Genomic DNA, 26,975 nt, shown 5'->3' on the forward strand with positions numbered 1-26,975 from the left:
CTGACCCTGTGGGAACCGGCTTGCCGGCGATGAATCCAACACTGTTTTCAACCTGAACCACCATAAGGCTGCCGCCATGCGTCCCGCCCGTGCCCTGATCGACCTCCAAGCCCTGCGTCACAACTACCGCCTTGCCCGGGAACTGACCGGCGCCAAGGCCCTCGCCGTGATCAAGGCCGACGCCTACGGCCACGGTGCCGTGCGTTGCGCTCTTGCGCTGGAAGCCGAAGCCGATGGCTTTGCCGTTGCGTGTATCGAAGAGGCGCTGGAGTTGCGAGCGGCGGGTATCAAGGCTCCGATGCTGCTGCTTGAAGGCTTCTTCGAAGCCAGCGAGCTTTCGCTGATCGCCGAGCACGACCTGTGGTGCGTAGTGCATTCGTTGTGGCAGCTGGAGGCCATCGAAAAGACGCCCGTGCACAAGCCATTGACCCTCTGGCTCAAGCTCGACAGCGGCATGCACCGTGTCGGCCTGCACCCCAAGGACTATCACGAGGCTTACCAGCGCCTGCTGGCCAGCGGCAAGGTTGCGCGCATCGTGCTGATGAGCCATTTCGCCCGTGCCGACGAGCTGGATGCCGATGCCACTGAGCAACAGATTGCCGTATTCGAGGCTGCCCGCCAGGGCTTGGCTGCCGAATGCAGCCTGCGTAACTCGCCCGGCGTGCTTGCCTGGCCTCATGCCCCGAGCGATTGGGTGCGCCCTGGCATCATGCTGTATGGCGCAACACCGTTCGAGGTAGCGCAAGCCCAGGCCGAGCGCCTGCAGCCGGTGATGACCCTGCAATCGCGGGTGATCAGCGTGCGTGAGTTGCCTGCTGGCGAGCCGGTGGGCTATGGCGCCAAGTTCATCAGCCCACGCCCCACCCGAGTGGGCGTGGTTGCCATGGGCTACGCCGACGGCTACCCCCGGCAAGCCCCCACCGGCACGCCGGTGATGGTCGCCGGCAAGCGCAGCCAGCTGATTGGCCGCGTTTCCATGGACATGCTGTGCATCGACCTGACCGACGTGCCCGAAGCGACCATCGGCAGCCCGGTCGAGCTATGGGGCAAGCACGTGTTGGCCAGTGAAGTCGCCATGCACGCAGGGACCATCCCCTACCAGATCTTCTGTAACCTCAAACGCGTGCCGCTGGACTATTTCGGCGAATGACACGTTGAAGCGGACAGCCTGAGGGGCGGTGTGTTGTAAATACTGAACGGCATTGCCATGATATCGTTCACATTCACCCCGCCATCTCACCGTTTCAGGAGGCTCCAGCTTTGGACGTCGGCGAACGACTGCAAGCCATCCGCAAGCTCAAGGGCCTGTCCCAGCGTGAACTCGCCAAGCGTGCGGGCGTGACCAACAGCACCATCTCGATGATCGAGAAGAACAGTGTGAGCCCCTCTATCAGCTCGCTGCGCAAGGTGCTAAGCGGCATTCCAATGTCCATGGTCGAGTTTTTCTCCGTGGAACTGGAAGCGGAAAGCCACGCCCAGATTGTGTACAAGGCCCATGAACTGATCGACATTTCCGACGGTGCAGTGACGATGAAGCTGGTGGGCAAGTCGCATCCCAACCGTGCCATTGCCTTCCTTACCGAGGTCTATCCGCCGGGTGCCGACACCGGAGCGGAGATGCTCACCCACGATGGCGAAGAGACCGGCATCCTCCTTGAAGGCCGCCTGGAACTGGTGGTTGGCACCGAGACCTTCGTCCTCGAAGAAGGTGACAGCTACTATTTCGAGAGCACCCGCCCGCACCGTTTCCGCAACCCTTTCGATGAGCCGGCCCGGCTGATCAGCGCTGCAACGCCGTCGAACTTTTGATCCAGCGCAGTGCATTGATTCGGCAATACCCCTTTCCCGAGTAGGGTCGTTTCACGGCTTCCGGGTTCCCGCTATACTTTTCAACGCTCGCATTACCGTGGCCGCGGGCGTGATTAGCCACCATGAGGGTGTTCGCGTGAACCAAATCAAGAAGATGCTGGCCGTACCAGCAGCCGTATTCGCCCTTTGGGCAATGAGCGCAACCGCTGCGACCAACGATGACATTGCCAAACGCCTGGAGCCGGTTGGCCAAGTGTGCGTCCAGGGCCAGGAATGCAAGGGCATGGAGGTGGCCGCTTCGGCTGGCGGTGGCGGTGCCAAGACACCGGATGAAATCATCGCCAAGCATTGCAACGCCTGCCATGGCAGCGGCCTGCTCGGCGCGCCGAAAATTGGCGACACCGCTGCGTGGAAAGAGCGCGCCGATCACCAGGGCGGCCTTGACGGCATCCTGGCCAAGGCCATCACCGGGATCAACGCCATGCCCCCCAAGGGCACCTGCGCCGATTGCTCGGATGATGACCTCAAAGCGGCCATCCAGAAAATGTCCGGGCTTTGAGCCTGGGTTGAATTGCCAATAGCCCGCCTTCCATGGCGGGCTTTGTCTTTGCGCAGGCAACGAACCCGCGCCGGTTCATGTCCAACCCCTGAACCCACGGAAGATTCAGGAGGCCAAGATGCACCTATGCTCCATCGACCAGGCAGTCGAGCAGGTCTTGTCACGCCTACCCGCGCATATCCACATGGGCCTGCCGCTGGGTCTTGGCAAACCCAATGCCTTCGTCAATGCGTTGTACGCCCGGGTGCGTGACCTGCCAGAGCGCCGCTTGACGATCTACACGGCCTTGTCGCTTGGCCGCCCACCTTTGGGCGACGGCCTGCAACGGCGCTTCCTCGAGCCCTTCATCGAACGTGTGTTCGCCGACTACCAGGAGCTCACCTATCTCGCCGACCTGCGCAATGACCAACTGCCGCCGAACATCCGCGTCGAGCAGTTTTTCATGCAGCCCGGCGGCCTGTTGCACAGTGATTGCGCGCAGCAGGAGTACGTCAGCAGCAACTACAGCCATGCAGCCCGCGACATCAACGCCAAGGGTCTCAACCTGATCGCGCAACTGGTAGCCGCCACACCGGAAAGGCCAGTGCACTTGAGCCTGGCCTGCAACCCCGACATCACCCTCGACCTGCTGCCGATGATCGCCAAGCGCCGTGAGGCCGGTGAAACCATCCTCATGCTCGGACAGGTGCATGCCGAGCTGCCCTACATGCCCGGCGATTCGGAGTTGGGCATGGAGGCGTTCGACCTGCTGATCGATCAGGTGGAACAAAGTCGGCTGTTCTCCACCCCGAACATGCCGGTTACCACCCAGGACCATTGCATCGGCCTGCACGCCAGTACCCTGGTGCGCGATGGCGGCACCCTGCAGATCGGCATCGGCGCCATGGGTGATGCCGTGGCCGCTGCGTTGCTGGCGCGCCAAGGCGACAATTCTGGTTACCGAGCACTGATGGGCGAGCTGGATGTAGGGCCGTGGCAAACCCTGATCGAGCGGGAAGGGGGGCTCGATGCTTTCGGCCAAGGCCTCTACGGTTGCAGTGAGATGTTCGTCAACGGCCTGCTGGCTCTCGCCGAAGCCGGGGTGGTGCGGCGCCCTGCTGACGAGCAAGGCGTACTGGTTCACGGCGGCTTCTTCCTCGGCCCGCAGGCGTTCTATCAGCGCTTGCGGGAGATGCCGCTGGAGCAGCGCGCTCAGTTTGCCATGACGCGCATCAGCTTCATCAACGAGCTGTATGGCCAGGAAGAACTGAAGCGCCGCCAGCGGCGTGATGCCCGCTTCATAAACACAGTGTTCACCATGACGCTGCTCGGCGCGGGGGTAGCCGACCAGCTGGAGGATGGCCGCGTGCTCAGCGGCGTGGGCGGGCAATACAACTTCGTCGCACAGGGGCACGCGCTGGAGGGCGGGCGATCCATCCTGTTGCTGCGCAGTTGGCGCGAGGCCGGCGGCGAGGTCAGCTCAAACCTGCTCTGGGCCTACGGCCATTGCACCATCCCCCGGCACTTGCGCGACATCGTCGTGACCGAGTACGGCATCGCCGATTTGCGTGGGCAGACTGACAGCGAAGTGATCGCACGGCTGCTGGCGATCAGTGATTCGAGGTTCCAGGGCGATCTGATCGAGCAGGCCAAGCAGGCCGGCAAGCTCGCAAAAGACTTTCAGCTGGATGCGCGGTTTACCGACAACACGCCTGAGCGACTTGAGCAAATCAGGGCGCGGCATTCGCGGCTGTTCCCGGAGTATCCGTTGGGGACTGATTTCACGGCCGAGGAACGGGACTTGTTGCGGGCTTTGAGCTGGCTCAAAAGCAAGTTCAGGTTGAGCGAGGTGCTGGAGCTGGGCAAGGCAGCGCTGGATGCACCGGGGCCGGAGGGGTATGCGGCGCAGTTGGCGCGCATGCAACTGGATGAGCCACGAGGGCTCAAAGAAGAGCTGTATCAGCGGTTGCTATTGGCAGGATTGGCGGCGACGCGGTGATTGCCGGCGCTGCTTTGCAGCCCATCGCGACACAAGGCCGCTCCTACAGAAGCTCGGCGGTCCTGTAGGAGCGGCCTTGCGTCGCGAAGGGCCGCATAGCGGCCCCAATGGCCGTCACTCGATGAAGCTGACCACACCACCTTCCAGCGACTTCACCCGGGCCAGCGATTCTACGCGATAACCCTGGCCGTCCAGCTCTGCACGGCCACCCTGGAACGACTTCTCGATGACGATACCCAGGCCGGCCACGGTGGCACCGGCCTGCTTGATGATCGAGATCAGTGCCTGCGAGGCTTTGCCGTTGGCCAGGAAGTCATCGATCACCAGTACGCGATCGCTGCTGTTGAGGTGGCGCGGCGAGATCGCCACGGTGTTCTCGGTCTGCTTGGTGAAGGAATACACCGAGGCAGTCAGCAGGTTCTCGGTCAGGGTCAGGGACTGATGCTTGCGCGCGAAGATCACCGGAACGCCCAGCTTCAGGCCAGTCATCACCGCCGGCGCAATACCCGAGGCTTCGATGGTGACGATCTTGGTCACACCGGCATCGGCGTAAAGGCGGGCGAACTCGTCACCGATCAGCTGCATCAGCGCAGGGTCGATCTGGTGATTGAGAAACGCATCGACTTTGAGAACCTGATCGGAAAGCACGATGCCTTCGTCGCGAATCTTCTGCTGCAGTGCTTCCACTGTGTATCTCCGATGTAGCAAAGGTGGCCGCAAAGAGCGGCAGAGTTAAAGAGTAATGGTTGATCAGCGTTTGAGCATTGCCCGGATATCGGCCAGTGCGTTGTTGCCACGCGCGGCTTTGACTTCCACTGGCGCATCGTCCAGGCCTTCCCAGGCCAGGTCGTCCGGCGGCAGTTCGTCGAGGAACCGGCTGGGCGTGCAGTCGATGATTTCGCCGTACTGCTTGCGTTTGGCAGCGAAGGTGAAGGCCAGGGTCTGGCGGGCGCGGGTAATGCCCACGTAGGCCAGGCGGCGTTCCTCTTCGATGGTGTCGGCTTCGATGCTCGAGCGGTGGGGGAGGATTTCCTCCTCCATGCCCATGATGAACACGTAAGGGAATTCCAGGCCTTTGGACGCGTGCAGGGTCATCATTTGCACCCCCTCGGCGTTTTCTTCCTCTTCCTGCTGGCGCTCGAGCATGTCGCGCAGCACCAGCTTGCCGATGGCGTCCTCGATGGTCATGTCACCCTCTTCGTCCTTCTCGAGGGTGTTCTTCAGCGCTTCGACCAGGAACCAGACGTTGCTGATGCGAAATTCCGCAGCCTTGTCGCTGGCCGTCTGCTGGCGGATCCAGTTTTCGTAGTCGATGTCGCGGATCATCTCGTGCAGCGCGGCAATCGGGTCTTCCAGGGCGACTTTGTGGCGCACGCCGTCGAGCCAGTGCTTGAAACGCTGCAGACGCTCGGTATAACGCGCGTCCAGATGCTCGCCCAGGCCCAGCTCCTCGCTGGCGGCATACATCGAGACGCCCCGTTCGGTGGCGTAGTTGCCGAGCTTTTCCAGGGTGGTCGAGCCGATCTCGCGGCGCGGTACGTTGATCACCCGCAGGTAGGCGTTATCGTCGTCCGGGTTCACCAGCAAGCGCAGGTAGGCCATCAGGTCCTTGACCTCCTGACGGCCGAAGAAGCTGTTGCCGCCCGACAGGCGATACGGTACCTGGTGATGCTGCAGTTTCAGCTCGATCAGCTTGGCCTGGTAGTTGCCGCGGTAGAGGATGGCGAAGTCGCTGTAAGGGCGGTTGGTGCGCAGGTGCAAGGTGAGGATTTCCATGGCCACACGCTCGGCCTCGGCTTCCTCGTTCTTGCAGCGGATCACACGGATTTCGTCGCCCACGCCCATCTCGCTCCACAGCTGCTTCTCGAACGCATGCGGATTGTTGGCGATCAGCACGTTGGCGCAGCGCAGGATGCGGCTGGTGGAGCGGTAGTTCTGTTCGAGCATGACGATTTTCAGGGAAGGGTAATCTTCCTTGAGCAGCATCAGGTTCTCGGGGCGCGCACCACGCCAGGCGTAGATCGACTGGTCATCGTCACCCACTACTGTGAACTGGTTGCGCATGCCGATCAGCATTTTCACCAGCAGGTACTGGCTGGCGTTGGTGTCCTGGTATTCGTCCACCAGCAGGTAGCGCACGCGGTTCTGCCAGCGCTCCAGCACTTCGGGGTGCTCCTGGAACAGCTTGACCGGCTGCAGGATCAGGTCGTCGAAGTCCACCGCGTTGAACGCCTTGAGCGTGCGCTGGTAGTGGGTATAGACAATGGCGGCGGTCTGCTCGCGCGGGTTGCGCGCTTTTTCCAGGGCTTCGGCGGGCAGGATCAGGTCGTTCTTCCAGGCACCGATCATGTTCTTGATCTCGTCGATGCCGTCGTCGCCGGAATATTCTTTCTGCATGATGTCCGACAGCAGCGCCTTGATGTCGGATTCGTCGAAGATCGAAAAGCCCGGCTTGTAGCCCAGCTTGTCGTGCTCCTTGCGGATGATGTTCAGGCCCAGGTTGTGGAAGGTACATACCGTCAGGCCCCGGCCTTCCCCCGGGCGCAGCAGGGTGGCGACCCGTTCCTTCATCTCGCGCGCGGCCTTGTTGGTGAAGGTCATCGCGACGATGTACTGGGCACGGATGCCGCAGTTCTGGATCAGGTGGGCAATCTTGCGCGTAATCACGCTGGTCTTGCCGGAGCCTGCACCGGCGAGCACCAAAAGAGGGCCGCCGACGTAGTCACGGGCTTCCTGTTGCCTGGGATTGAGTCGGGACATGCTAGAAACCGGGGGTCGCCAGAAAATAGCCGCGCATTCTAACAGGCATGGGGCCATTGTGGCGCGACCGTCTGACGTCTGAGTCAGACTTTGTATCGCGCATAGCATTAGTCAGGCTCATGCTATTCATGGAAAAAATCGTATTTGCTGGTTTATCCACTTTCGAGCAGGATGCACGTCAAAATGTGTCGGGACGCGCTGTGGGCAAGGATATGTCTAAAAGTGAAAATCATTTTCATTTATCCAGTAGCATACCCGGCCTCCCTCGTGCCACCGTCCCCGCTTTAAGGAGCCCGCTTGTCCACGCCTGTCGAACCTTTGCGTTTGCTGTTGTTGGCTGATGAGCCGGAATGGGCCGCCTTGTTGCGCGAATGCCTGCTGCCGCTGAACGGTGCAGCGGTACTGCTGACTGCGCCCAACTGGGCTGCAGTCGACAGCCTTTTCAGCCAAGACCGCCAGGCCGTCATCCTGGCGACCCAGGCCCTGCAACCCGCGCCGGGGCGCTGCGAGCTGCCAACTATCCTGTTGCTTGACGATGAGCCGGTGGCCCCACCCACAGGCGTCAGCGACTGGCTGGTGCGCAGCCAGCTCAATGCCGATGCGCTTCGCCGTTCGTTGCGCCACGTGCGCGAACGTGGCGTGCTGGTGGCCACCTTGCAGCGCCTGGCCGAGCAGGACCCGCTGACCGGCATCGCCAACCGCCAGGGTTTTCAGGCCCTGCTGACGGCACGGCTGGCGGAGAACGACGGGCGCGGGGTGGCCCTTGGGCACCTGGACCTGGACAACTTTCGTCACGTCAACGATGCTCTCGGCCACCAGGGTGGCGACCGGCTGATCCTGCAGGTGGTGTCACGCCTGAAGCAGCAACTGGAGGCCGGCGACCAGCTGGCGCGCCTGGGCAGTGATGAATTTGCCCTGCTGATCGACACCCGTCGCGACACCGGCCGCGCCGAGCGCATCGCCGAACGCATCGTCGAAGCCCTCGCCGAGCCTTATTGGATCGACGGCGAAAGCCTGTTGCTTGGCTGCAGCCTGGGCCTGGCCCACGCCCGCGCGCAAAGTGGCGCCGACCCATTGATGTGGCATGCGCACATCGCCATGCGCCAGGCCAAGAGCAGCCAGGGCTGTACCTTTCATGTGTTCAATGAGCGGATCAACCGCAACGCCCGCAGCCTCGCCGACCTGGAAGGCGAACTGCGCAGGGCCCTGCGCCGTGATGAACTGGAGCTGCACTACCAGCCGCGACTGAACCTGGCCGATGGCAGCATCGTCGGCCTTGAGGCGCTGGTGCGCTGGCGTCATGCCGAGCGCGGCCTGTTGCCGCCGAGCGAGTTCGTGCCGCTGGCCGAGCAGAGCGGGCTGATCGTACCGTTGGGCTACTGGGTTATATCCCGTGCCCTGCGTGACATGCAGGCCTTGCGCGAGAGCGGCCTGGCACCACTGCACATGGCGGTCAACCTGAGCTTTCGCCAGTTCCAGGACAGCCAGCTGCTGGCCACCCTGAGCCGGCTGATCATCGAGCATGGCGTCGATGCCCGCTGGCTGGAGTTCGAGCTGACCGAGACGGCGGTGATGCGCCGCAATGAGCTGGTCCGCCAGACCATGGATGCCCTGGGGCGCCTGGGCGTGCGCTTCTCGCTCGACGACTTCGGAACCGGCTTCTCATCCTTCGTGCACCTGAACAGCCTGCCGATCACCTTGCTGAAGGTCGATCGCAGCTTTGTCGCCGAAATGGAGATGCGCGAGGAAAACCGCAAGCTGGTGCACGCGATGATCAACCTGGCGCACAACCTCAACCTCGAGGTGGTGGCCGAGGGCGTTGAGAGCCCTGAGCAGATGGCCCTGCTACGCGAGTTTGGCTGTGACCAGGTGCAGGGGTTTCTGGTCAGCAAGCCACTGCCGGTGGATGAGCTGGTGGAATATCTGTCGGGAAGCGTCCCGCCTCAGGTGGTGAGTCTTTGAGGCTGTAGGGGAGGGCTTTGCCCTCCTTTCGCGACGCAAGGCCGCTCCTGCAAGCAGTGCAAGACAGCCCCGGCAATCATGCAGGTATCACCGCTTTTGCAGTCACCCCTGCTTTCCCCAGCATCCGCTTCATCCGCCATTCAAAGGCCAGGGTCAGCGCCACCGAAGCACACGCCAGCCCCAACGCCAGCCCCCACCACACACCGACCGCGCCGCCACCCAGGTTGAAGGTCAGCAACCACGCACTCGGCGCTCCGACCAGCCAGTAGCAGCAAAGCCCTATCAGGAAGGTGGTCTTGGCATCCTTCAACCCACGGATCGAGCCCATGGCAATGGTCTGCACGCCATCGAACAGCTCGAACCAGGCCGCCACCATCAGCAAGCTCACTGCCAACTGGTAGATCGCTGCAAACGCCGGATCATTGCCATCGATGAACAGGCTCACCAGCATCTCCGGGCGCAGCCAGAACAGTGCCGCGAAGGCGAACATGATCAGCGCGCCAAAGCTGATACCGACCCGCCCGGCGCTGCGCGCCGCCAGCAGGTTGCCGGCACCGTAATACAGCCCTACCCGCATGGTCACCGCATACGAGAGCCCGGTCGGCACCATGAACGCGGTCGAAACGATCTGCAGGGCAATCTGGTGGGCCGCAAGCTCGGTGCTGCCAAGCACACCCATGCACAGGGCGGCAAAGGCGAACAGGCCGACCTCCACCATGTAGGTGCCCCCGATCGGCAAGCCCAGGCGCCACAGCTCGCGCAAGGCCGGCAGCGAAGGACGCGACAGGCCCTTGCGCAGCGGATAGGCGGCGTAAGCCGGGTGCCAGCGGATGTATAAGGCCAGCGCGATGGCCATGCCCATCGACACCACGGCGGTGACCAGGCCGATGCCCATCAGGCCAAGCTTGGGCAGGCCAAACATGCCTTCGATCAGCGCGACGTTGAACAGGTAGTTGAGCACCGTGCCGACCAGGCTGATGACCATCACCGGGGTCGAGCGGCCCAGGGCGCTGGTGAAACCGCGCAAGGCCATGAAAGTCAGGTAGCCCGGTAACGCCAGTGGCAACAGGGTGAGGAACTCGGTGGCCGCAGCAACGTTTTCAGGCTGTTGGCCGAACAGCAGCAACACCGGTTTCAGGTTCCACAGCGCTAGTGCGGCCACCAGCGCCAGCCCCCAGGCCAGCCACAAACCGTTTTGCGCCAGCCGAGTGGCGCCCTCGATGTCATTGGCGCCCTTGCGGATCGCCACCAGCGTGCCAACTGCTGCGATTACTCCCAGGCAGAAGATCGACACGAACGAATAGCTCGCCGCCCCCAGCCCACCGCCGGCCAGCGCCTGAGGGCTGATGCGGGCCATCATCAAGGTGTCGGTCAGCACCATCAGCATGTGCGCCAACTGCGAGGCAACCAGCGGCCCGGCCAGGCGCAGCAAAGCCTTGAGTTCTGTGGTGGGCGCAACGTGCATGGGATGGTCCTTCTGACTCTGTGAGCGAGGGACGATTCTGAGGCTTCGGTCAACTTTGCACAAAAGGATAAAAACGATGATTGGCATGAGTTGAACTCATGCATATATGATTCTACGCATTCCTTCTCTGCCCCCGTAAGCAGGTGCCATATGTCCCGTCAGCTGCCTGCGCTGTATGCGCTGCGCGCATTCGAAGCCGCCGCGCGGCTCAGCTCGTTCACCCGTGCCGGCCAGGAACTGTCGATCACCCAGAGTGCGGTCAGCCGACACATCCGCACCCTGGAAGAGCACTTTGCCTGCCGCCTGTTCATCCGCAGCGGCCGCAGCCTGCAATTGACCGAGGCCGCACGGGTGCTGCTGCCCGGCGTGCGTGAGGGCTTTGCCGCGCTGGAGCGCGCATGCGACACCTTGCGCGGTGAGGACGACATACTGCGCATGAAGGCGCCGTCGACACTGACCATGCGCTGGCTGCTGGCGCGCCTGAGCCAGTTCCGGCACCTGCAGCCGGGCAACGAAGTGCAATTGACCAGCGCCTGGATGGATGTCGACCACGTGGACTTCAACCAGGAACCCTTCGACTGCGCGGTATTGCTCAGTGACGGCGTTTTTCCGCCGGACTGGGAGGTACGCCGGCTGTTTTCCGAGCTACTGATCCCGGTGGGCGCACCCGAGCTGCTCAATGAAGGCCCTTTGGACGAACGCCGGCTGGCCGGGATCGAACTGTTGCACCCGACCCCCGACAAGCGTGACTGGCGCGAATGGCTGGAGCGCATGGGGCTGGCAGACACTGTTTCACTCAAGGGTGGGCAGGTGTTCGACACGCTGGAACTGGGGATGATTGCGGCGGCGCGTGGTTACGGGATATCCATGGGTGACCTGCTGATGGTCGCCGAGGATGTCGCTCATGGTCGTTTGAGCCTGCCATGGCCGACGGCGGTGCCCAGCGGCATGGATTATTACCTGGTGTGGCCGCGGACCCGGCCGGGTGGTGAGCGGTTGCGGCGGTTGAGCGTGTTTCTGCAGGAAGAGGCGGCGGCGGTGAATTTGCCGGCTGTGCAGATCCTGCCGGCTATTTGATTGCCTGCACTGGCCTTATCGCCGGCAAGCCGGCTCCTACAGGTGTGGCGGTGCAGGCGAAGAAAACGTTTGCGAATATCCCGGTCCGACACTCAAGTATTCGCTGGCGACGCCGATTAAGTTGCACCAGCGTCCCGGAAGAGGGCGCGATTCTCCGTTGACAACAGCGGTCGGTCGGGGGGATCAGGATGATCCGGGCCGCCTGCCAGGAGCTTCCCATGTCTCAACCGCGTGCCCGAATCGCCTCGCAGCTGGGTATCGCCCTCGCCATCGTGCTGGCGCTGGTGATCACCGGCAGTACTCTGTTCGCCCTGCGTTCCCTGGACGACGCCAACCTCATCACGCGCCAGGAACACTTGGCCAGTGAAGCGCGACTGTTGGCCGATCAGCTTGAAACCTTCCACGGTTCGCTCAAGGACAACACCCAGCGCCTGAGCGGCCTGTTCGAGCGTCGCTTCGCTTCGGGGCTGTCGCTGCATGCCGGCGAAACCGTCCAGGTGGCCGGCCAGGCCACGCCGGCGCTGTACCTGGGTGATCACCTGCTCAACAACGACTTCCAGCAGGTCGATGAATTTCAGCAGATGACCGCAGGTGTAGCGACCCTGTTCGTGCGCAGCGGCGACGACTTTGTACGCATCAGCACCAACCTGAAGAAGCAGGATGGCAGCCGGGCCATCGGCACCCAGCTCGACCGCCAGCACCCGGCCTACGCGAAACTGATGGCTGGGCAGACCTACGTTGGCCGTGCCCTGCTGTTCGAGCGCAATTACATGACCCGTTATGTGCCGGTGACCGATGGCAGCGGCCGGGTGATCGCGGTGCTGTTCGTTGGCTTCGACTATACCGACGCGCAGAACGCGCAGTTCGCCAACCTCAAGCGCTTCCGTATTGGCGATACCGGTTCGCTGGCCTTGCGCGACGAGCAGGGCAAATGGCTGGTGCCCCCGGCCAATGCCGACCAGCCGCTGTACAGCGCTTCTGCGCCCTTTGCCGAAGGCCCCTGGACGGTAGTCGCCAGCATGCCCTTGGAAGAAATCCGCGCGGTGACCTGGGATGTTGGCTTGCGCCTGGCCATCGGCAGTTTGCTGGCGATGTTGCTGGCAGTGGCCGCCACGCTGTGGCTGCTGCGCCGCAAGTTGCGCCCGCTAGATGACCTGGTGCGCCAGGCCGAGGCGCTGGGCGCAGGCGACCTGAGCGCCCGCCTGGCCGTCACCAGCCATGACGAGATCGGCCAGCTGGCACGCAGCTTCAACAAGATGGGCGAAGCCTTGGCGACCATGGTTGAACACATTCGTGGGGCCTCTGAGCAGGTCAGTAGCCGCGCCCGCTCGCTCTCTGGCCTGTCGGCCGGTGCCTGTGAAGGCATGGACCAGCAGTCCGGCGAAATCACCAGCATGGCCGGCGCGGTGGAGGAGTTCAGCGCCACGTCGATGAACATCGCCGACAACATGGCGGGCACCGAGCGTATGGCCCGTGACAACGCCCAGCAAACCCGGATTGGCCGCAGCGCGATGGACGAAGCGTCCAGTTCGTTGCGCCAGATCGCCGAGGCATTAGGTGGCACTGCAACCGTGATGGACACATTGGGTGCACGCTCGCAGGAAATCGGCGGCATTGTCGGGGTGATTACCGCCATTGCCGAACAGACCAACCTGCTGGCGCTCAACGCGGCCATCGAAGCAGCGCGCGCGGGGGAGCAGGGCCGTGGATTTGCCGTAGTGGCTGACGAGGTACGTGGCCTGGCAGCGCGTACGCGTCAAGCGACCGATGAAATCTCCGGGATGATCGCCAGTATCCAGCAGCAGACCGGCCATGCCATCAGCACCCTGGAACAGGGCAATCAGTTGATGCAGGAAGGCCTGGCACGCAACGACAAGGTGGCCGAGTCGCTTGCGCGTATTGACGAGCAAAGCCGCGTCGCGGGTGAGCAGTTTACCGTGATCAGCACTGCCACCCAGGAACAAAGCAGCACGGCAACCGTGCTCAGCCGCAACCTGCAGAGCATTGCCCAGGCCAACAGCGAACAGCGTGACGTGGCCAATGAGCTGGCCTTTACCGCCAAGGAGCTGGAAGGGCTGGCGGCGCAGTTGCGCCAGGAAGTCGATCGGTTTCGTTGAAACCCCTGGGGCCGCTGCTACAACCCCCCCGTAGGAGCGGCCTCGTGTCGCGAAAGGGGCGCAAAGCGCCCCCAACAATCCTCACCCTTACCCCAGCCTCAGGTTCAAAGCCTGCGCACAAGCCTGCAACGAGCGTTTCTCACTCTGCGCATACAACGCCAGCTCATCCTGCACCGGCAGCCCCAACGCCGCCTCGAAGGCCTCGCGGTTGGCGTTGCTGCCATACTCCGCCTGGGCATCGTCACCCAGGTTGGACTGGAAGATCCCCGCCGCGCTAACTGGCAAGAAGTCCTCGTAGACCAGCGCCTCGAAGTGCACATGGCCCGCCTCGATCAAGCCCTCCAGAGTGGTCGGGCGGTCAGCCTGCTCGCGTGCGGCCAGGCCTTTTTCGGTAGCGAAATAGCGGAAGTACGCCAGCCCTTGCTCACGCATCTGTGCCAGGTCATCCGGGAACTCGGCAAACTGCTCTTTTAGCAGTGCCATGTAGCGCTCGGCATTGGCCTCCGCCGGTGCACCGCCCAAGGCTGCACGGGTAGCGTCGAGCAGCTTGTCATACAGCTGCCGGCCTTTGGGCGTGAGTGCCGCACCGCGTTGCTCGATCTCGCCGAAACGTGCGGTGTGGCTGCCTTCGCTACCGTGCTGGTCACTGAACGCAACCTTTTCCTGCAGTGCCTTGAAGCTGGTCTGGCGCAGCAGGATCGGGTGGCGGCGAGTGGGCGGGCCTTCGACAACGGCTTTGGGCGGGATACCCTTGGCCGGCATACCCAACTGGATCGCATCGATGTCCAGGGTGCGCGGGGTCAGGTGATTGATGTGCGGGCCCTTGAATGCCACCACGTCAGCGATCAGGCGGTGCTGGTCGTGCAACTGCTGGTATTGCTCGGCGGTGACCGTGGCATCCTGGTGCCAGCGGAATGTATGCAGGGCTTGCTGCACGAATTCCTCGGCGTCGGCCGCGTTCAGGCCGCCATCGCGCTCGCACTGGGTGATCAGCTCAAGGGCACGGGCGGTGAAGATCTTGCGCTTGGCCAGGAGGGTCTCTGCCAACTCACGCAGTGCGGGATTGTCGATCAGTTCCAGGCGCAGCAGCGAGGTGAATACGCGGAACGGGCTGATGTGCAGGGCCTGTTCGTGTACTGCGCGAAACGCAGTGGAGTGCACAGGCACGCCGGCGCTGCTGAGGTCGTAATACCCGACCGGCTGCATGCCCATGACCGCGAACAACCGGGCGATGGTGGCCAGCTCTTGTGCTGTGCCGACGCGGATGGCGCCATGGCGCTCCTGGCCCAGGCGCTCGACCTCGCCGGTCCAGCGCAGGGCCTGGGCCACCTCAGGCTGCTGGGCCATGACCTGCTGGTTGATTTCGCTCACCAGCTCCAGCAGCGTGCCATACAGCGGCACTTCCTGTTTGTACATGAGCGACATGGCGGCAGAGAACTGCGCGCGGATGCTGTCGGGGCTGACGAAATCGTGGGCGGGCATCGCTAGCTTCCTGGTTGGGTTCGGACGCTTACATGAAAGCTGGGAATGCACTATGGCCACAAGCGAAAAAAAGTGGCTGTGTCATTCCTTTTTTGATCGATCTTCAGGGCCATTCGCGACACAAGGCCGCTCCTGCTGTTTGTAGGAGCGGCCTTGTGTCGCGAATGGGCCGCAAAGCGGCCCCGGCAATCTCAAGCCTGAAGCTGCTCATGAATCCATTCCACCAATGCCCGCACCTTGGGCACCTCCGCCGCATGCTCGGCATACGCCAGGTAATGCGCCCCGGCACTGTTCATCGCATGATTCCAAGGAATGACCAGGCTACCCTCGCTCAATTCCTTCGCCGCCAGATAGCGTGGCACCAGCGCCACCCCGCACCCGGCCTGCGCTGCGCTCAACGCCATATAGAACGTATCGAAGCGCGGCCCGTGATAGGCGCTGACGCTCTGCAAACCCAGCTCCAAGAACCACTCATGCCAGGCCTCCGGCCGCGACGTGCTTTGCAGCAGCACCAGGTCGGCCAGTTCTGCAGCATCGCCCAGCGTGCGCCCGGCCAGCAGCTCCGGCGCACACACCGGCACCACTTCCTCACGGAACAGCTCCACGCAGGTCGCCCCCGGCCAGGTGCCTTGCCCATAGAAAAACACCACATCCGCCGAGCCCTGCAGCAAGGCAAACGGCTCCATCTCGTTACGGATGTCCAGGTGGATGTTCGTGTGGCGCTTGCCGAAGCCCTTGAGGTGCGGGATCAACCAGCGCACGCCAAAACTCGGTTGAGTGGCTACCTTCAATATCTCGGTCTGCTCGCCATAGGTCAGGACATAGCGGCTGGACATGTCCACCTGCGTGAGAATCTTGTTGACCTCGGCCAGGTACAGGCTGCCGGCGGGGGTCAATTGCAAGCGCCGGCGGATACGCAGGAACAGGTGGTGGCGCAGCATCTCTTCGAGCTGTGCGACCTGCTTGCTGACCGCGCTCTGGGTCAGGTGCAGCTCTTCGGCGGCACGGGTGAAGCTCAGGTGGCGGGCTGCAGCTTCGAAGCACTGCAGGGCGGTCATGGAAGGCACCAGGCGTTTGGACATAGCGGTCTCTGCGGCTCAAATCATTACCTGACGGAATGATATGCGGAATAAAGGTCGTTTGTTGCACTGGTGTGATCGGATTAATACTGATCCACATCATTTTTCCACCCCATCACCCGATGTAGGAGAAGCACAATGGTTGCTGGATTGCTCGAGCGCCTTGGCGTTGCCGCCACGGCTTACACCCAGGGCGACTACCCTGTTCACACCCCGATCGACGGTAGCCAGATCGCCTCGGTGAAACTGCTTGGCAAGGCCGAGACCATCGCCTGCATCGACCAGGCGCAGAGTGCCTTCGAAGCCTGGCGCAGCGTGCCGGCCCCGCGCCGTGGCGAGCTGGTGCGCCTGTTCGGTGAAGTGCTGCGTGAACACAAGGCCGACCTGGGCGAACTGGTGTCTATCGAAGCTGGCAAGATCACTCAGGAAGGCCTGGGTGAAGTCCAGGAAATGATCGACATCTGCGATTTCGCCGTTGGCCTGTCACGTCAGCTGTACGGCCTGACCATCGCGTCCGAGCGCCCTGGCCACCACATGCGTGAAAGCTGGCACCCGCTGGGCGTGGTCGGCGTGATCAGCGCCTTCAACTTCCCGGTTGCCGTATGGGCCTGGAACACCGCGCTGGCCCTGGTGGCCGGTAACTCGGTGGTATGGAAGCCTTCCGAGAAGACCCCGCTGACCGCGCTGGCATGCCAGGCGCTGTTCGAAAAAGCCCTGAAAGCCTTTGGCGATGCCCCGGCTGGCCTGGCGCAACTGGTCATCGGTGGCCGCGAAGCCGGCGAAGCCCTGGTGGATGACCCGCGCGTGCCGCTGGTCAGCGCTACTGGCAGCACCCGCATGGGCCGTGAAGTCGGCCCGCGCGTTGCTGCCCGTTTCGGCCGCAGCATCCTGGAACTGGGCGGCAATAACGCCATGATCCTGGCGCCGAGCGCCGACCTGGACCTGGCCGTGCGTGGCATCTTGTTCTCCGCTGTTGGCACCGCCGGCCAGCGCTGCACCACCCTGCGCCGCCTTATCGTGCACCGCTCGATCAAGGACGAAGTGGTTGCCCGCATCAAAGCGGCTTACGGCAAAGTGCGCATCGGTGACCCACGCAAAGACAACCTGGTGGGCCCGCTGATCGACAAGCTGTCGTTCGATGCCATGCAGGGCGCGCTGGCCAAGGCCCGCGACGAGGGTGGCCAGGTATTCGGTGGTGAGCGTCAGCTGGCCGACCAGTTCCCGAACGCCTACTACGTTTCGCCGGCCATCGCCGAGATGCCTGCGCAGAGCGACGTGGTTCGCCATGAAACCTTCGCGCCGATCCTTTACGTGCTGGCCTACGATGACTTCGAAGAGGCCCTGCGCTTGAATAACGAAGTGCCACAAGGCCTGTCGTCGTGCATCTTCACCACTGACATCCGTGAGGCCGAGCGCTTCCAGAGCGCCTCGGGTAGCGACTGCGGCATCGCCAACGTCAACATCGGCACCAGCGGTGCCGAGATCGGCGGTGCGTTCGGTGGCGAGAAGGAAACCGGCGGTGGTCGTGAGTCGGGTTCCGATGCCTGGAAAGGCTACATGCGTCGCCAGACCAACACCGTGAACTACTCGCGCGAGCTGCCGCTGGCGCAGGGTATCGTGTTCGACTGATGAGCACAGGCGGGGGCTCTGCCCCCGGTTCGCCGGTAAGCCGGCTCCCACAGGGCTCGGTGCGATCCTTGTGTGAGCCGGCTTGCCGGCGACAGGGCTGCGCAGCAGCCCCAACAAGAACAATATCGCTGGAGCCGGCCATGTCCGAACTGCGTCAACAATGCTTGTGGGAACACGTCAGCCAACCGACCGTCGCCGCCCAGGCTCTGGCCGGTGAACACAAGGCCGACGTCTGCGTCATCGGCGGCGGCATTACCGGCCTTTCGGCGGCCATCCACCTGCTCGAACAGGGCAAGTCGGTGATTCTGCTGGAGGCCTGGAAGATCGGCCACGGCGGCTCCGGGCGCAACGTCGGCCTGGTCAACGCAGGCACCTGGATCCGCCCCGACGATGTCGAGGCGACTCTAGGCCAGAAGCAGGGCAGCCGCCTGAACAAAGTGCTCGGTGAGGCCCCTCGCGAAGTGTTCGCCATGATCGAGCGCCTTGGCATCGACTGCCAGGCACAGCACAAAGGCACCCTGCACATGGCGCACAACGCCACAGGTATCGCCGACCTCGAAGCACGCCATGAACAGTGGCGCCGTCGCGGTGCCGATGTGGAGTTGCTGACCGGCGCCCAGTGCCAGGAATACTGCGGCACTGACAAGATTTCCGCCGCGCTGCTAGACCGCCGCGCCGGCACCATCAACCCCATGGGTTACACACAGGGCCTGGCCGCTGCGGTTGCGCGCCTGGGAGGCAAACTGTTCCAGCAATCGGCCGTCGAAGGCCTGGAGCGCGACGGCGATGCCTGGCGGGTCAAGACTGCACGCGGTTCGGTGCGCGCCGACAAGGTAGTGATCTCCACCGGCGCGTACACCGAGGGCGACTGGAGCAACCTGCAGAAGCAGTTTTTCCGCGGTTACTACTATCAGGTGGCCTCCAAACCGCTGCACGGCGCTGCAGCCGACAAGGTCCTGCCCCATGGCCAGGGTTCGTGGGACACCCGCACGGTGCTCAGCAGCATCCGCCGCGACGATCAAGGCCGCCTGCTGCTCGGCAGCCTTGGACGGGTCGACAACAAGCCTGCATGGTTCGTGCGCAGCTGGGCTGACCGTATACAGAGCCATTACTACCCGGAGCTGGGCAAGGTCGAGTGGGAGATGCACTGGACCGGCTGCATCGACTTCACCCCCGACCACCTGATGCGCCTGTTCGAGCCGGCGCCCGGGTTGGTCGCGGTGACGGGCTACAACGGGCGGGGCAATACCACGGGCACCGTGATTGGTCGGGCGTTCGCCGAGTTTCTGCTCAAGGGTGAGGCGGACAGCCTGCCGATCCCGTTCTCGCCGATGACCGGGGTGAGTGCGCCGTCGTTGCGCACGGCGTTCTACGAGTCCGGGTTCTCCCTGTACCACGCGGGGCAGTGTTTGCGGGTAGTGCTGTAAGGTTGTCCCACGACACTGACTGTAGGAGCGGCCTTGCGTCGCGAAAGGGGCGCGCAGCGGCCCCAGGTATTCAGCGGCGCTGCAGCAATTGCCCGGGCTGCTATGCAGCCCTTTCGCGACGCAAGGCCGCTCCTACAAATAAGGCCGTGCGGGAAATCAGTTTATCTGTGCAACCAGCTGAGGAAGCCACCTTTCTTGATCAAGGTCGGCTTCTGCAGCAACAAAGACTCCCGGCTCTGCCGCCGGAACCGTTGCAATTTGGTCAACGCCGTCTGCACCTCGCCGATGATGCCCTCGATTCCCAGCACTTCCCCCGGCCCGGTTGCGCACCTCGGTCTTGCCACCACTGTCGGCGACAAAGCCGCTGGCTTCTTATTCCACCGCCTCCAGCGTGGAGGCTTCACCGTTACCTTCGGCTTGAGCGGGCAGGCAATGGGGGAAGGCAGGCATTACCCTGCTTCACAGGTCGGAGCACCGCCACTGAGAGGGCCCTTGGGTTTCAAGATAGGTACTTCATGAAGTACATGAGCGGGTCGAAAGCGACGACGTAGCCGGAGATAGCGGCGATCGGCACCCAGCTGATGATTACCCAGAGAACATTGGCCCACGTGATAGTGGAGTTTTGCAAGCCCAAAGGTTCTCCCCCGCAAGCATTGGCCGCCTGTTGAATTTGTATCAAGGCAATGGTGGAGAAGAGCAAGTTAGTGAAGACGAGCATGATTGGCGTCAAATACGCGACCGACAGAGGGAGGCTGCCAATGTAAAGCTCGGAAATCCAGAGCCCCCATCCCATTATTGCCAGGCTGGGGAGCCACCACATCAATGTGATACTGAGCGCTGTGCCCTCGACCGTTACATTCGCTTCTCGGCTACGAGCGACGATATTTTTCATGAGCCAGTACAGGGTAAAGCCACCAAAAATCGTGCATAACAAAGGGATTAATCTGAAGCCGTGCTGCCCCCGAATAAGAAGCCAGTGGCGGTAGTTCCAGTAGGTAAAGTAAAAGCCTAGGGATAAGCAGCCCATGATCAGGAGCTTTGATATGGACATTATATTGAGTTGCGTGCTTTCTGTGCGCCTGCTTGCGTGAGGTGAATGTGCAGGGTTCTCGGGTTTATTCATCTTTGCCTTCTGCAGATTATATGATGTAGCCATTTAATATTAGCCAAGTGAAGCTCGTGATGTTTAGCCAGGCGGAAATGATTATTTTTCTTTTCAGCTGTTTGGGGAACTGCAAGTAATCCTGGGCATCCAGTGAGCCTCTGCGGATTCTGGAAGCGGGGGACATGAGTTCGCTTGATATCATGGAGATAACGAATATTTTGGAGCTGATACTTCGCTCTCCCCATAGTCTGGTCGCAAAGTTAAGGCAATCGCTTCGCTGAAGCGCTGAAGTCATTATTTTATATTCGCGGGAGCAGGCAATACGCAGATCAATTGCAAGCCCGACCAAGCCTAGGCAGAACGGCGAGGCTAATAGAAATAGCTTCAACTTGAAGTCGAGGTGATCAATCATCTTGGAAAGTCTCGAAAATAAGATCTCCCATATTTTCACCGGTCCTCATCCCTTCGGTGCTGCCGATATATGCCCCCGTTCCAGTGATTGCCAGCCCACATATCAATGTGCGGGTAGGGGATCCGGCCATCCAGCAAACCGTTGCTGCAACCCTAGCGGCTGCCTTGCCTCCAGCCCAGCCTCCGGCTAACCCACCCGAAAAATTCCCTGCCTCAGTGACTTTGACTTTTTCGCAGGCCCTGGCATCCCCCGCTCGGCACACATCGGAAATCTTCACTACCGAACCAACACCGCCAATGCCAATACCTACACGTCCCCCTGCCTTCAAGTACTTGGAGATGCTCGCCAATTTATCCAGATGTGTTGAATATCCGGGGATTTGGCCAGGTGCCCCTGCTTTGCTCCAGTGGTGAGTCAGGCTTTTTGATGAGATGCCCAGGTCCCGGCGCAGCCTTTCATAATTGCCAAGATTGAGCCGCTTGTTCAGAAAGGTCGCTTTGAGGTGTGTATTTAACTGCTTAAGCAACTTCATGCGTTCAGCGAAAAACTCTGAACTGTGTAGGTGCCCGTACTTGGCAAATTGCTGCTGATGCAGCGCTTCAATCTTTCGCAATGTGAGACCTATGTCATCCAGCGTCTTGGCCATCATCGCCTCGCTCACACCGACGGAGAGGCTCACCTCACTGAGCAACCCGGCAATCTCTGCCTGATGCTTCATCATGAAATCCGCCTCTTCCGGCGTCAGGCTTGCCAACGCCTCCCGCGCCTGTTTCGCCGCGCTCATCGCATGCAGCTCTTCGCGCGTACAGACCGGTCGGCTGAGGCCGTCGCCAATGATGAATAGTTCGCCCGCTTTGAAACCCTGTTGATAGGTAGGATTCAGGCGCTCCAGGAGGGAGCGCGGCAGATTGGCCTGCGGAGCGCCGAGTTCAACCAGGACTTCCTGGTAGGTCATGCAGCGCGGGACGATGAAGAAACCTGGCTCTAAGGTATCCACCGGGGAGCTTGCAACATTTCGTCTGAAGCGAGTAGGCAGTGAATCCGCTTCATGTGGTGTTGGGCTTGCTTCAGCAGACCTGGCCACGGATGTTGGCTTGGACGGGGAGGAATCTCCCAAGGGCGCGATTACCCGGCATCCATCCGGACAATCGCAGGCTACTCGAGCTCCATCCATTGCGGCCAGCCGGCCAGCAACCACGAACCCTGGCATCCCTTCCACGATGGTGCCGCTCTTGTCGCAGACCGGACAAGGGGTAGTCACGTCGCCTTCGCGCAGTACCCGGCGACCACCAACGCGGAAGCTGCCGATGCTGGCAAGGCAGGTAGCGCCCGTCGTGGTGCGATCACCCTCCAGTGCTTGGCCTCTACCATTCATCTTGATGCGACTCATATCCAGGTCCTAGGCAAAACCTGGAAGCTAGCACCCCGCAATAGGCCTTGAGGTCACTTGAAGATGCTTTGGGAAACGTCCTACGCAAACTAGAGAAAACTCTCCGGCTTCGGCTCTCGGGGAGTCCTGCGAGAGCTTGCCCGTCTTCAATGTGCCGGCAAATCCACGGCTAGATCATCGTTCATAAAATAGAACGCTAAAGCCAAAAACCACTATCTACCGCTCCAAAGGTGATGGTTTTAATCTTCTCCCATCAACGCGAAACACCCAACTTACTGAACATCAAAACCCTTAGGAGCACGACCATGACCAACTTCAAATACAACCGCCTGAACAAAGACGACGCCGCTGTTCTGCTGGTCGACCACCAGGCTGGTCTGCTGTCCCTGGTTCGCGACATCGAGCCGGATGCGTTCAAGAACAACGTGCTGGCCCTGGCTGACCTGGCCAAGTTCTTCAACCTGCCGACCATCCTCACCACCAGCTTCGAACAAGGCCCTAACGGCCCGTTGGTACCAGAACTCAAAGCACTGTTCCCGGACGCCCCGTACATCGCCCGCCCTGGCCAGATCAACGCCTGGGACAACGAAGACTTCGTCAAGGCAGTGAAGGCCACCGGCAAGAAGCAGCTGATCATCGCCGGTGTAGTGACCGAGGTGTGTGTGGCGTTCCCGGCGCTGTCGGCACTGGAAGAAGAGTTCGAGGTGTTCGTGGTGACCGATGCCTCCGGCACCTTCAATGCCATGACCCGCGACGCCGCCCACGACCGCATGAGCCAGGCTGGCGCACAGCTGATGACCTGGTTCGGCGTGGCATGTGAGCTGCATCGCGACTGGCGCAACGACGTCGAAGGCCTGGCCGCGCTGTGCTCCAACCACATCCCGGATTACCGCAACCTGATGACCAGCTACAACGCCTTCAACGCCGGCAAGTAAGCCGACCGCCCCGGGCACCGACAGCGGTGCCCGCGCAGGGCAGCACACCCATCCAATCCTCCGCCCGTCCGCCGTTGCACAGTGGATGCGGGCAAGCTCATCCCAAGGAACGCCGATGAACACCGCACTCCAAGACAACCGCAACGTGGTGACCCTGGTCATCCAGCACAAGGTCCGCGCCCAGGCGCTGGCCAGCTACGAGGCTTGGCTCAAGCGTACGGTCAGCACCGCACGGCGTCAGCCGGGGCACCTTGATGTCAATGTGATCCGCCCGGACGACGGCGGGTTGCACTTCACCACCGTGGTGCGCTTCGCAGATGCCAGCCTGCTGCAGGCCTGGGTCAACTCCAGCGAGCGCCAGACGCTGGTCAACGAAGTACTGCCGCTGCTCGAAGGCGGCGACCACACCCAGGTGCACGAAGACCCGGAGTTCTGGTTCACACCGCCCAGCACTACCTCCGCGCAACCGCCGCGCTGGAAGCAGGCGCTGCTGACCTACCTGGTGATCTGCCCGATGACCATGATCATCCCGCAACTGCTGGCGCCCTTTTTCGCACGCTTCCCACAACTGGGCGGGGTGATCACCGGCAACCTGATCGTCAACCTGTTCGTCATCCTGCCCGTGGTGTTTTTCATCATGCCGTGGGTAACCCGTCGCTGCGCCAACTGGCTGCGCAGCTGATCAGTTTTTGACCTCGACACTTTCAAGGAGATACCGACATGACTACGCTCGTTACCCGCGATGGCACTTCGATCTATTACAAGGACTGGGGCAGCGGCAAGCCCGTGTTGTTCAGCCATGGCTGGCCGTTGGATGCCGACATGTGGGACTCGCAGATGGAGTACCTGGCTAGCCGCGGCTACCGCGCCATTGCCTTCGACCGTCGTGGTTTCGGCCGTTCGAGCCAGCCCTGGAACGGCTATGACTACGACACGTTCGCTGACGACATCGCCCAGCTGATCGAGCACCTCGACCTGCGCGACGTGACCCTGGTGGGCTTCTCCATGGGTGGCGGCGATGTCAGCCGCTACATTGCCCGCCACGGCAGCGAACGCGTTGCCGGCTTGGTGCTGCTGGGCGCGGTGACGCCGGTGTTCGGCAAGCGTGACGACAACCCGGACGGTGTCGACACCTCGGTATTCGACGGCATCAAGGCTGGACTGCGGGCGGATCGGGCGCAGTTCATCGCCGATTTCGCGACGCCGTTCTATGGCCTGAACCATGGGCAGCAGGTGTCTCAGGGTGTGCAGACGCAGACTCTGAACATTGCCCTGATGGCTTCGATCAAGGGCACGCTGGATTGTGTGAGTGCATTCTCCGAAACCGACTTCCGCCCGGACATGGCCAAGATCGATGTGCCGACCTTGGTGATCCACGGTGACGACGATCAGATCGTACCGTTCGAGACCACCGGCAAGCGGGCCGCGGAGTTGATTCGTGGGGCTGAGCTGAAGGTGTACAGCGGGGCGCCGCACGGGTTTGCAGTGACCCATGCGCAGCAGCTCAATGAAGACCTGTTGGCGTTCCTGAGCCGCTGAATAAGCGGGGGCCGCGTTGCGGCCCATCGCCGGCAAGCCGGCTCCCACGGTGATTGATGTACACAGCACCCTGTGGGAGCCGGCTTGCCGGCGAAGGGCCGGCCCCGGCAGCACAAAATGTGAACGGGGCTAACCTTCATCAACCCACCGCACATCCATGCAATCCCTGGCCAGGCTTGAACCGGCATGCTCCGCAGTTGCCCCAGCCACCGCCGCACCCAGACGGAGAAGAAGATGTCCCAGGACCCCAACGACAAGACCCGTCGCCAGTTCCTCGCTACCAGTACCGTGCTCGGTGCCGCCGGCGCGCTCTGGTCCGCATTGCCCTTCACCGGCGCCGCCGGCTCCGCCCACGCATCCATCCAAGGAGGTTCCATGACCGCCGACCTGATCCTGTTCAACGGCAAGCTGCATACAGTCGACCGTGAAAAGCCCACGGCCACCGCCGTCGCCATCAAGGATGGCCGCTTCATTGCCGTGGGCAACGACGCCGAGGCCATGGCCCACAAGGGTGCTGCCACGCAGATCATCGACCTGAAGCAGCGCACGGTTATCCCGGGCCTGAACGACTCGCACCTGCACCTGATCCGCGGCGGCCTGAACTACAACCTTGAACTGCGCTGGGAGGGTGTGCCGTCGGTGGCCGATGCCCTGCGCATGCTCAAGGACCAGGCGGCGCGTACGCCAACCCCGCAGTGGGTGCGCGTGGTCGGTGGCTGGAACGAATTCCAGTTTGCCGAAAAACGCATGCCCACCCTGGAAGAAATCAACCAGGCTGCGCCCGATACCCCGGTGTTCCTGCTGCACCTTTACGACCGCGCACTGCTCAACCGCGCCGCGCTCAAGGCCGTGGGCTACAGCAAGGACACGCCAAACCCGCCGGGCGGTGAAATTCAGCGCGACAAGTTCGGCAACCCGACCGGCATGCTCATCGCCCGCCCCAACGCGATGATCCTTTACGCAACACTGGCCAAAGGGCCGAAGCTGCCGCTGGAATACCAGGTCAACTCGACCCGTCAGTTCATGCGTGAGCTCAACCGCCTGGGCCTGACCAGCGCCATTGACGCAGGTGGCGGCTACCAGAACTTCCCCGACGACTACTCGGTGATTCAGGAGCTGGCCGACAATAACCAGCTGACCGTGCGCATCGCCTACAACCTGTTCACCCAGAAGCCCAAGGAAGAACTGGACGACTTCAGGAAGTGGACCTCCAGCGTCAAGCTGCACAGTGGCACCGACTTCCTGCGCCATAACGGCGCCGGTGAGATGCTGGTGTTCTCTGCCGCCGACTTCGAGGACTTCCTCGAACCGCGCCCGGACCTGCCGCAAACCATGGAAGAAGAGCTGGAACCGGTGGTGCGCCACCTGGTCGAGCAGCGCTGGCCGTTCCGCCTGCACGCTACGTACAACGAATCGATCACGCGCATGCTCGACGTGTTCGAGAAGGTCAACCGCGACATCCCTTTCAACGGGCTGCCATGGTTCTTCGACCACGCCGAGACCATTACCCCGCAGAACATCGAGCGCGTGCGTGCGTTGGGCGGTGGTATTGCCATCCAGGACCGCATGGCCTTCCAGGGTGAGTACTTCGTCGATCGCTATGGTGCGAAAGCCGCCGAGCAGACCCCGCCGATCAAGCGCATGCTCGAAATGGGTGTGCCTGTGGGCGCCGGTACCGACGCCACCCGGGTCTCCAGCTACAACCCGTGGACTTCGCTGTACTGGTTGGTCAGCGGCAAGACCGTAGGCGGTATGGAGCTGTACCCGGAAGGCCTGAGCCGCGACACCGCACTGCAACTGTTCACCCAGGGCAGCGCCTGGTTCTCCAGCGAGCAGGGCAAGAAAGGCCAGATCAAGGTTGGCCAGCTGGCGGACCTGGCGGCGCTGTCGCTGGACTTCTTCAGCGTTGATGAAGAGGCGATCAAGGGCATCGAGTCGGTACTGACTATCGTCGACGGCAAGGTGGTGTACGGCGCTGGCGAATTCGACAGGCTTGGCCCGCCACAGGTGCCGGTGCTGCCGGAGTGGTCGCCGGTGGCCAAGGTGCCGGGGCACTGGCGCGTGGGTACGCCATCACTGGCTGCAGCGGTGCACCAGTGCAGCGGGCCTTGCGGGGTGCATGCGCACAGCCATGAAAAGGCGCGGCATTCGAGTGTGCCGGTGAATGACTTCCAGGGCTTCTGGGGAGCCTTGGGGTGTTCGTGCTTTGCGTTTTGAGCTGATGTAAGGAAGCGACTCTCTGCGGTAATG

At 62.1% G+C, this 26,975-nt stretch carries 20 protein-coding genes and 2 pseudogenes; 14 read left to right on the plus strand and 8 right to left on the minus strand.

What is annotated here, in order from left to right:
• Window positions 1-76: 76 nt before the first annotated feature.
• From alr to JET17_RS01020, 4 genes are all read left to right on the plus strand, one after another.
• Window positions 77-1,150: an alanine racemase gene (alr, locus tag JET17_RS01005; protein WP_012312149.1), complete on the plus strand. Its 1,074-nt coding sequence runs from the start codon at window positions 77-79 to the stop codon at window positions 1,148-1,150.
• A gap of 110 nt (window positions 1,151-1,260) precedes the next feature.
• Window positions 1,261-1,809, plus strand: coding sequence for a cupin domain-containing protein (locus JET17_RS01010; RefSeq protein WP_012312150.1), 549 nt, complete (start codon window positions 1,261-1,263; stop codon window positions 1,807-1,809).
• A 136-nt stretch (window positions 1,810-1,945) separates the two neighbouring features.
• Window positions 1,946-2,368: a c-type cytochrome gene (locus JET17_RS01015; protein WP_012312151.1), complete on the plus strand. Its 423-nt coding sequence runs from the start codon at window positions 1,946-1,948 to the stop codon at window positions 2,366-2,368.
• A gap of 118 nt (window positions 2,369-2,486) precedes the next feature.
• Entirely contained in the window at window positions 2,487-4,346 is a 1,860-nt protein-coding gene (locus JET17_RS01020) for an acetyl-CoA hydrolase/transferase C-terminal domain-containing protein (protein WP_012312152.1), read from the plus strand.
• Window positions 4,347-4,460: 114 nt separating this feature from the next.
• Here the strand turns inward: JET17_RS01020 and JET17_RS01025 are convergent, their stop codons facing one another.
• On the minus strand, window positions 4,461-5,033 hold the full coding sequence (locus JET17_RS01025; RefSeq protein ID WP_012312153.1) for a xanthine phosphoribosyltransferase: 573 nt from the start codon (window positions 5,031-5,033) through the stop codon (window positions 4,461-4,463).
• Window positions 5,034-5,096: 63 nt separating this feature from the next.
• A complete protein-coding gene (gene rep, locus JET17_RS01030; RefSeq protein WP_012312154.1) occupies window positions 5,097-7,106 on the minus strand; it encodes a DNA helicase Rep in 2,010 nt (669 codons plus the stop codon).
• A gap of 297 nt (window positions 7,107-7,403) precedes the next feature.
• On the opposite strand from rep, the gene JET17_RS01035 reads away from it, so the two are divergent.
• The gene (locus JET17_RS01035) at window positions 7,404-9,068 is read left to right on the plus strand and encodes a putative bifunctional diguanylate cyclase/phosphodiesterase (protein WP_012312155.1); all 1,665 of its coding nucleotides are present in this window, start codon (window positions 7,404-7,406) and stop codon (window positions 9,066-9,068) included.
• Between the two features lie 76 nt (window positions 9,069-9,144).
• On the opposite strand, the gene JET17_RS01040 is transcribed toward JET17_RS01035, so the two are convergent.
• Window positions 9,145-10,533 carry a NorM family multidrug efflux MATE transporter gene (locus JET17_RS01040; protein WP_012312156.1) on the minus strand — a complete coding sequence of 463 codons (1,389 nt, stop codon included), beginning with the start codon at window positions 10,531-10,533 and terminating at the stop codon, window positions 9,145-9,147.
• Window positions 10,534-10,683: 150 nt separating this feature from the next.
• Here JET17_RS01040 and JET17_RS01045 point away from each other — a divergent pair, with 150 nt between their 5' ends.
• The 3 genes and pseudogenes from JET17_RS01045 to JET17_RS27625 all read left to right on the plus strand — a co-directional run bounded on the left by JET17_RS01045 (window position 10,684) and on the right by JET17_RS27625 (window position 13,727).
• Window positions 10,684-11,610 (plus strand): LysR substrate-binding domain-containing protein, encoded by a 927-nt coding sequence (locus JET17_RS01045; protein ID WP_012312157.1) that lies wholly within the window; start codon window positions 10,684-10,686, stop codon window positions 11,608-11,610.
• A 218-nt stretch (window positions 11,611-11,828) separates the two neighbouring features.
• Window positions 11,829-12,869, plus strand: a pseudogene (locus JET17_RS27620) (Cache 3/Cache 2 fusion domain-containing protein); the annotation flags it as partial.
• Between the two features lie 135 nt (window positions 12,870-13,004).
• Window positions 13,005-13,727: a methyl-accepting chemotaxis protein gene (locus JET17_RS27625; RefSeq protein WP_420094562.1), complete on the plus strand. Its 723-nt coding sequence runs from the start codon at window positions 13,005-13,007 to the stop codon at window positions 13,725-13,727.
• 87 nt (window positions 13,728-13,814) lie between these two features.
• Here JET17_RS27625 and JET17_RS01055 read toward each other — a convergent pair whose 3' ends face one another.
• Window positions 13,815-15,209 carry a VOC family protein gene (locus JET17_RS01055; RefSeq protein WP_012312159.1) on the minus strand — a complete coding sequence of 465 codons (1,395 nt, stop codon included), beginning with the start codon at window positions 15,207-15,209 and terminating at the stop codon, window positions 13,815-13,817.
• Window positions 15,210-15,400: 191 nt separating this feature from the next.
• The gene (locus tag JET17_RS01060) at window positions 15,401-16,291 is read right to left on the minus strand and encodes a LysR family transcriptional regulator (protein WP_012312160.1); all 891 of its coding nucleotides are present in this window, start codon (window positions 16,289-16,291) and stop codon (window positions 15,401-15,403) included.
• A 135-nt stretch (window positions 16,292-16,426) separates the two neighbouring features.
• Here JET17_RS01060 and JET17_RS01065 point away from each other — a divergent pair, with 135 nt between their 5' ends.
• A complete protein-coding gene (locus tag JET17_RS01065) occupies window positions 16,427-17,917 on the plus strand; it encodes an aldehyde dehydrogenase family protein (protein WP_012312161.1) in 1,491 nt (496 codons plus the stop codon).
• A 140-nt stretch (window positions 17,918-18,057) separates the two neighbouring features.
• Window positions 18,058-19,344, plus strand: a complete 1,287-nt coding sequence (locus JET17_RS01070; protein WP_012312162.1) for an NAD(P)/FAD-dependent oxidoreductase — start codon at window positions 18,058-18,060, stop codon at window positions 19,342-19,344.
• Window positions 19,345-19,505: 161 nt separating this feature from the next.
• Here JET17_RS01070 and JET17_RS27630 read toward each other — a convergent pair.
• The 3 genes and pseudogenes from JET17_RS27630 to JET17_RS01080 all read right to left on the minus strand — a co-directional run.
• Window positions 19,506-19,664 (minus strand): annotated as a pseudogene (locus tag JET17_RS27630) (mechanosensitive ion channel protein MscS); the annotation flags it as partial.
• A 179-nt stretch (window positions 19,665-19,843) separates the two neighbouring features.
• Window positions 19,844-20,467 (minus strand): hypothetical protein, encoded by a 624-nt coding sequence (locus JET17_RS01075; protein ID WP_012312164.1) that lies wholly within the window; start codon window positions 20,465-20,467, stop codon window positions 19,844-19,846.
• Window positions 20,468-20,853: 386 nt separating this feature from the next.
• Window positions 20,854-22,251 (minus strand): PAAR domain-containing protein, encoded by a 1,398-nt coding sequence (locus JET17_RS01080; protein ID WP_012312165.1) that lies wholly within the window; start codon window positions 22,249-22,251, stop codon window positions 20,854-20,856.
• A 305-nt stretch (window positions 22,252-22,556) separates the two neighbouring features.
• On the opposite strand from JET17_RS01080, the gene ycaC reads away from it, so the two are divergent.
• The 4 genes from ycaC (at window position 22,557) to JET17_RS01100 (ending at window position 26,942) form a co-directional block, all read left to right on the plus strand.
• Complete coding sequence (ycaC, locus tag JET17_RS01085; protein WP_012312166.1) at window positions 22,557-23,186, plus strand: isochorismate family cysteine hydrolase YcaC; 630 nt, start codon at window positions 22,557-22,559, stop codon at window positions 23,184-23,186.
• A 115-nt stretch (window positions 23,187-23,301) separates the two neighbouring features.
• Window positions 23,302-23,868 carry an antibiotic biosynthesis monooxygenase gene (locus JET17_RS01090; protein WP_012312167.1) on the plus strand — a complete coding sequence of 189 codons (567 nt, stop codon included), beginning with the start codon at window positions 23,302-23,304 and terminating at the stop codon, window positions 23,866-23,868.
• Window positions 23,869-23,906: 38 nt separating this feature from the next.
• Window positions 23,907-24,725, plus strand: a complete 819-nt coding sequence (locus JET17_RS01095) for an alpha/beta fold hydrolase (RefSeq protein ID WP_012312168.1) — start codon at window positions 23,907-23,909, stop codon at window positions 24,723-24,725.
• Between the two features lie 375 nt (window positions 24,726-25,100).
• On the plus strand, window positions 25,101-26,942 hold the full coding sequence (locus tag JET17_RS01100) for an amidohydrolase (protein WP_172655341.1): 1,842 nt from the start codon (window positions 25,101-25,103) through the stop codon (window positions 26,940-26,942).
• Window positions 26,943-26,975 lie beyond the last annotated feature (33 nt).

This window comes from Pseudomonas putida, assembly GCF_016406145.1.
GTDB classification, from domain to species: Bacteria; Pseudomonadota; Gammaproteobacteria; order Pseudomonadales; family Pseudomonadaceae; genus Aquipseudomonas; species Aquipseudomonas putida_E.

Excerpts from the sequence above, each read along its gene's own strand:
- alr (WP_012312149.1), top strand. The coding sequence starts at position 77 with ATGCGTCCCGCCCGTGCCCTGATCGACCTCCAAGCCCTGCGTCACAAC.
- JET17_RS01020 (WP_012312152.1), top strand. The coding sequence starts at position 2,487 with ATGCACCTATGCTCCATCGACCAGGCAGTCGAGCAGGTCTTGTCACGC.
- rep (WP_012312154.1), bottom strand. The coding sequence starts at position 7,106 with ATGTCCCGACTCAATCCCAGGCAACAGGAAGCCCGTGACTACGTCGGC.
- JET17_RS01040 (WP_012312156.1), bottom strand. The coding sequence starts at position 10,533 with ATGCACGTTGCGCCCACCACAGAACTCAAGGCTTTGCTGCGCCTGGCC.
- JET17_RS01045 (WP_012312157.1), top strand. The coding sequence starts at position 10,684 with ATGTCCCGTCAGCTGCCTGCGCTGTATGCGCTGCGCGCATTCGAAGCC.
- JET17_RS27625 (WP_420094562.1), top strand. The coding sequence starts at position 13,005 with ATGGCCGGCGCGGTGGAGGAGTTCAGCGCCACGTCGATGAACATCGCC.
- JET17_RS01055 (WP_012312159.1), bottom strand. The coding sequence starts at position 15,209 with ATGCCCGCCCACGATTTCGTCAGCCCCGACAGCATCCGCGCGCAGTTC.
- JET17_RS01060 (WP_012312160.1), bottom strand. The coding sequence starts at position 16,291 with ATGTCCAAACGCCTGGTGCCTTCCATGACCGCCCTGCAGTGCTTCGAA.
- JET17_RS01065 (WP_012312161.1), top strand. The coding sequence starts at position 16,427 with ATGGTTGCTGGATTGCTCGAGCGCCTTGGCGTTGCCGCCACGGCTTAC.
- JET17_RS01070 (WP_012312162.1), top strand. The coding sequence starts at position 18,058 with ATGTCCGAACTGCGTCAACAATGCTTGTGGGAACACGTCAGCCAACCG.
- JET17_RS01075 (WP_012312164.1), bottom strand. The coding sequence starts at position 20,467 with ATGAATAAACCCGAGAACCCTGCACATTCACCTCACGCAAGCAGGCGC.
- JET17_RS01080 (WP_012312165.1), bottom strand. The coding sequence starts at position 22,251 with ATGAGTCGCATCAAGATGAATGGTAGAGGCCAAGCACTGGAGGGTGAT.
- ycaC (WP_012312166.1), top strand. The coding sequence starts at position 22,557 with ATGACCAACTTCAAATACAACCGCCTGAACAAAGACGACGCCGCTGTT.
- JET17_RS01090 (WP_012312167.1), top strand. The coding sequence starts at position 23,302 with ATGAACACCGCACTCCAAGACAACCGCAACGTGGTGACCCTGGTCATC.
- JET17_RS01095 (WP_012312168.1), top strand. The coding sequence starts at position 23,907 with ATGACTACGCTCGTTACCCGCGATGGCACTTCGATCTATTACAAGGAC.
- JET17_RS01100 (WP_172655341.1), top strand. The coding sequence starts at position 25,101 with ATGACCGCCGACCTGATCCTGTTCAACGGCAAGCTGCATACAGTCGAC.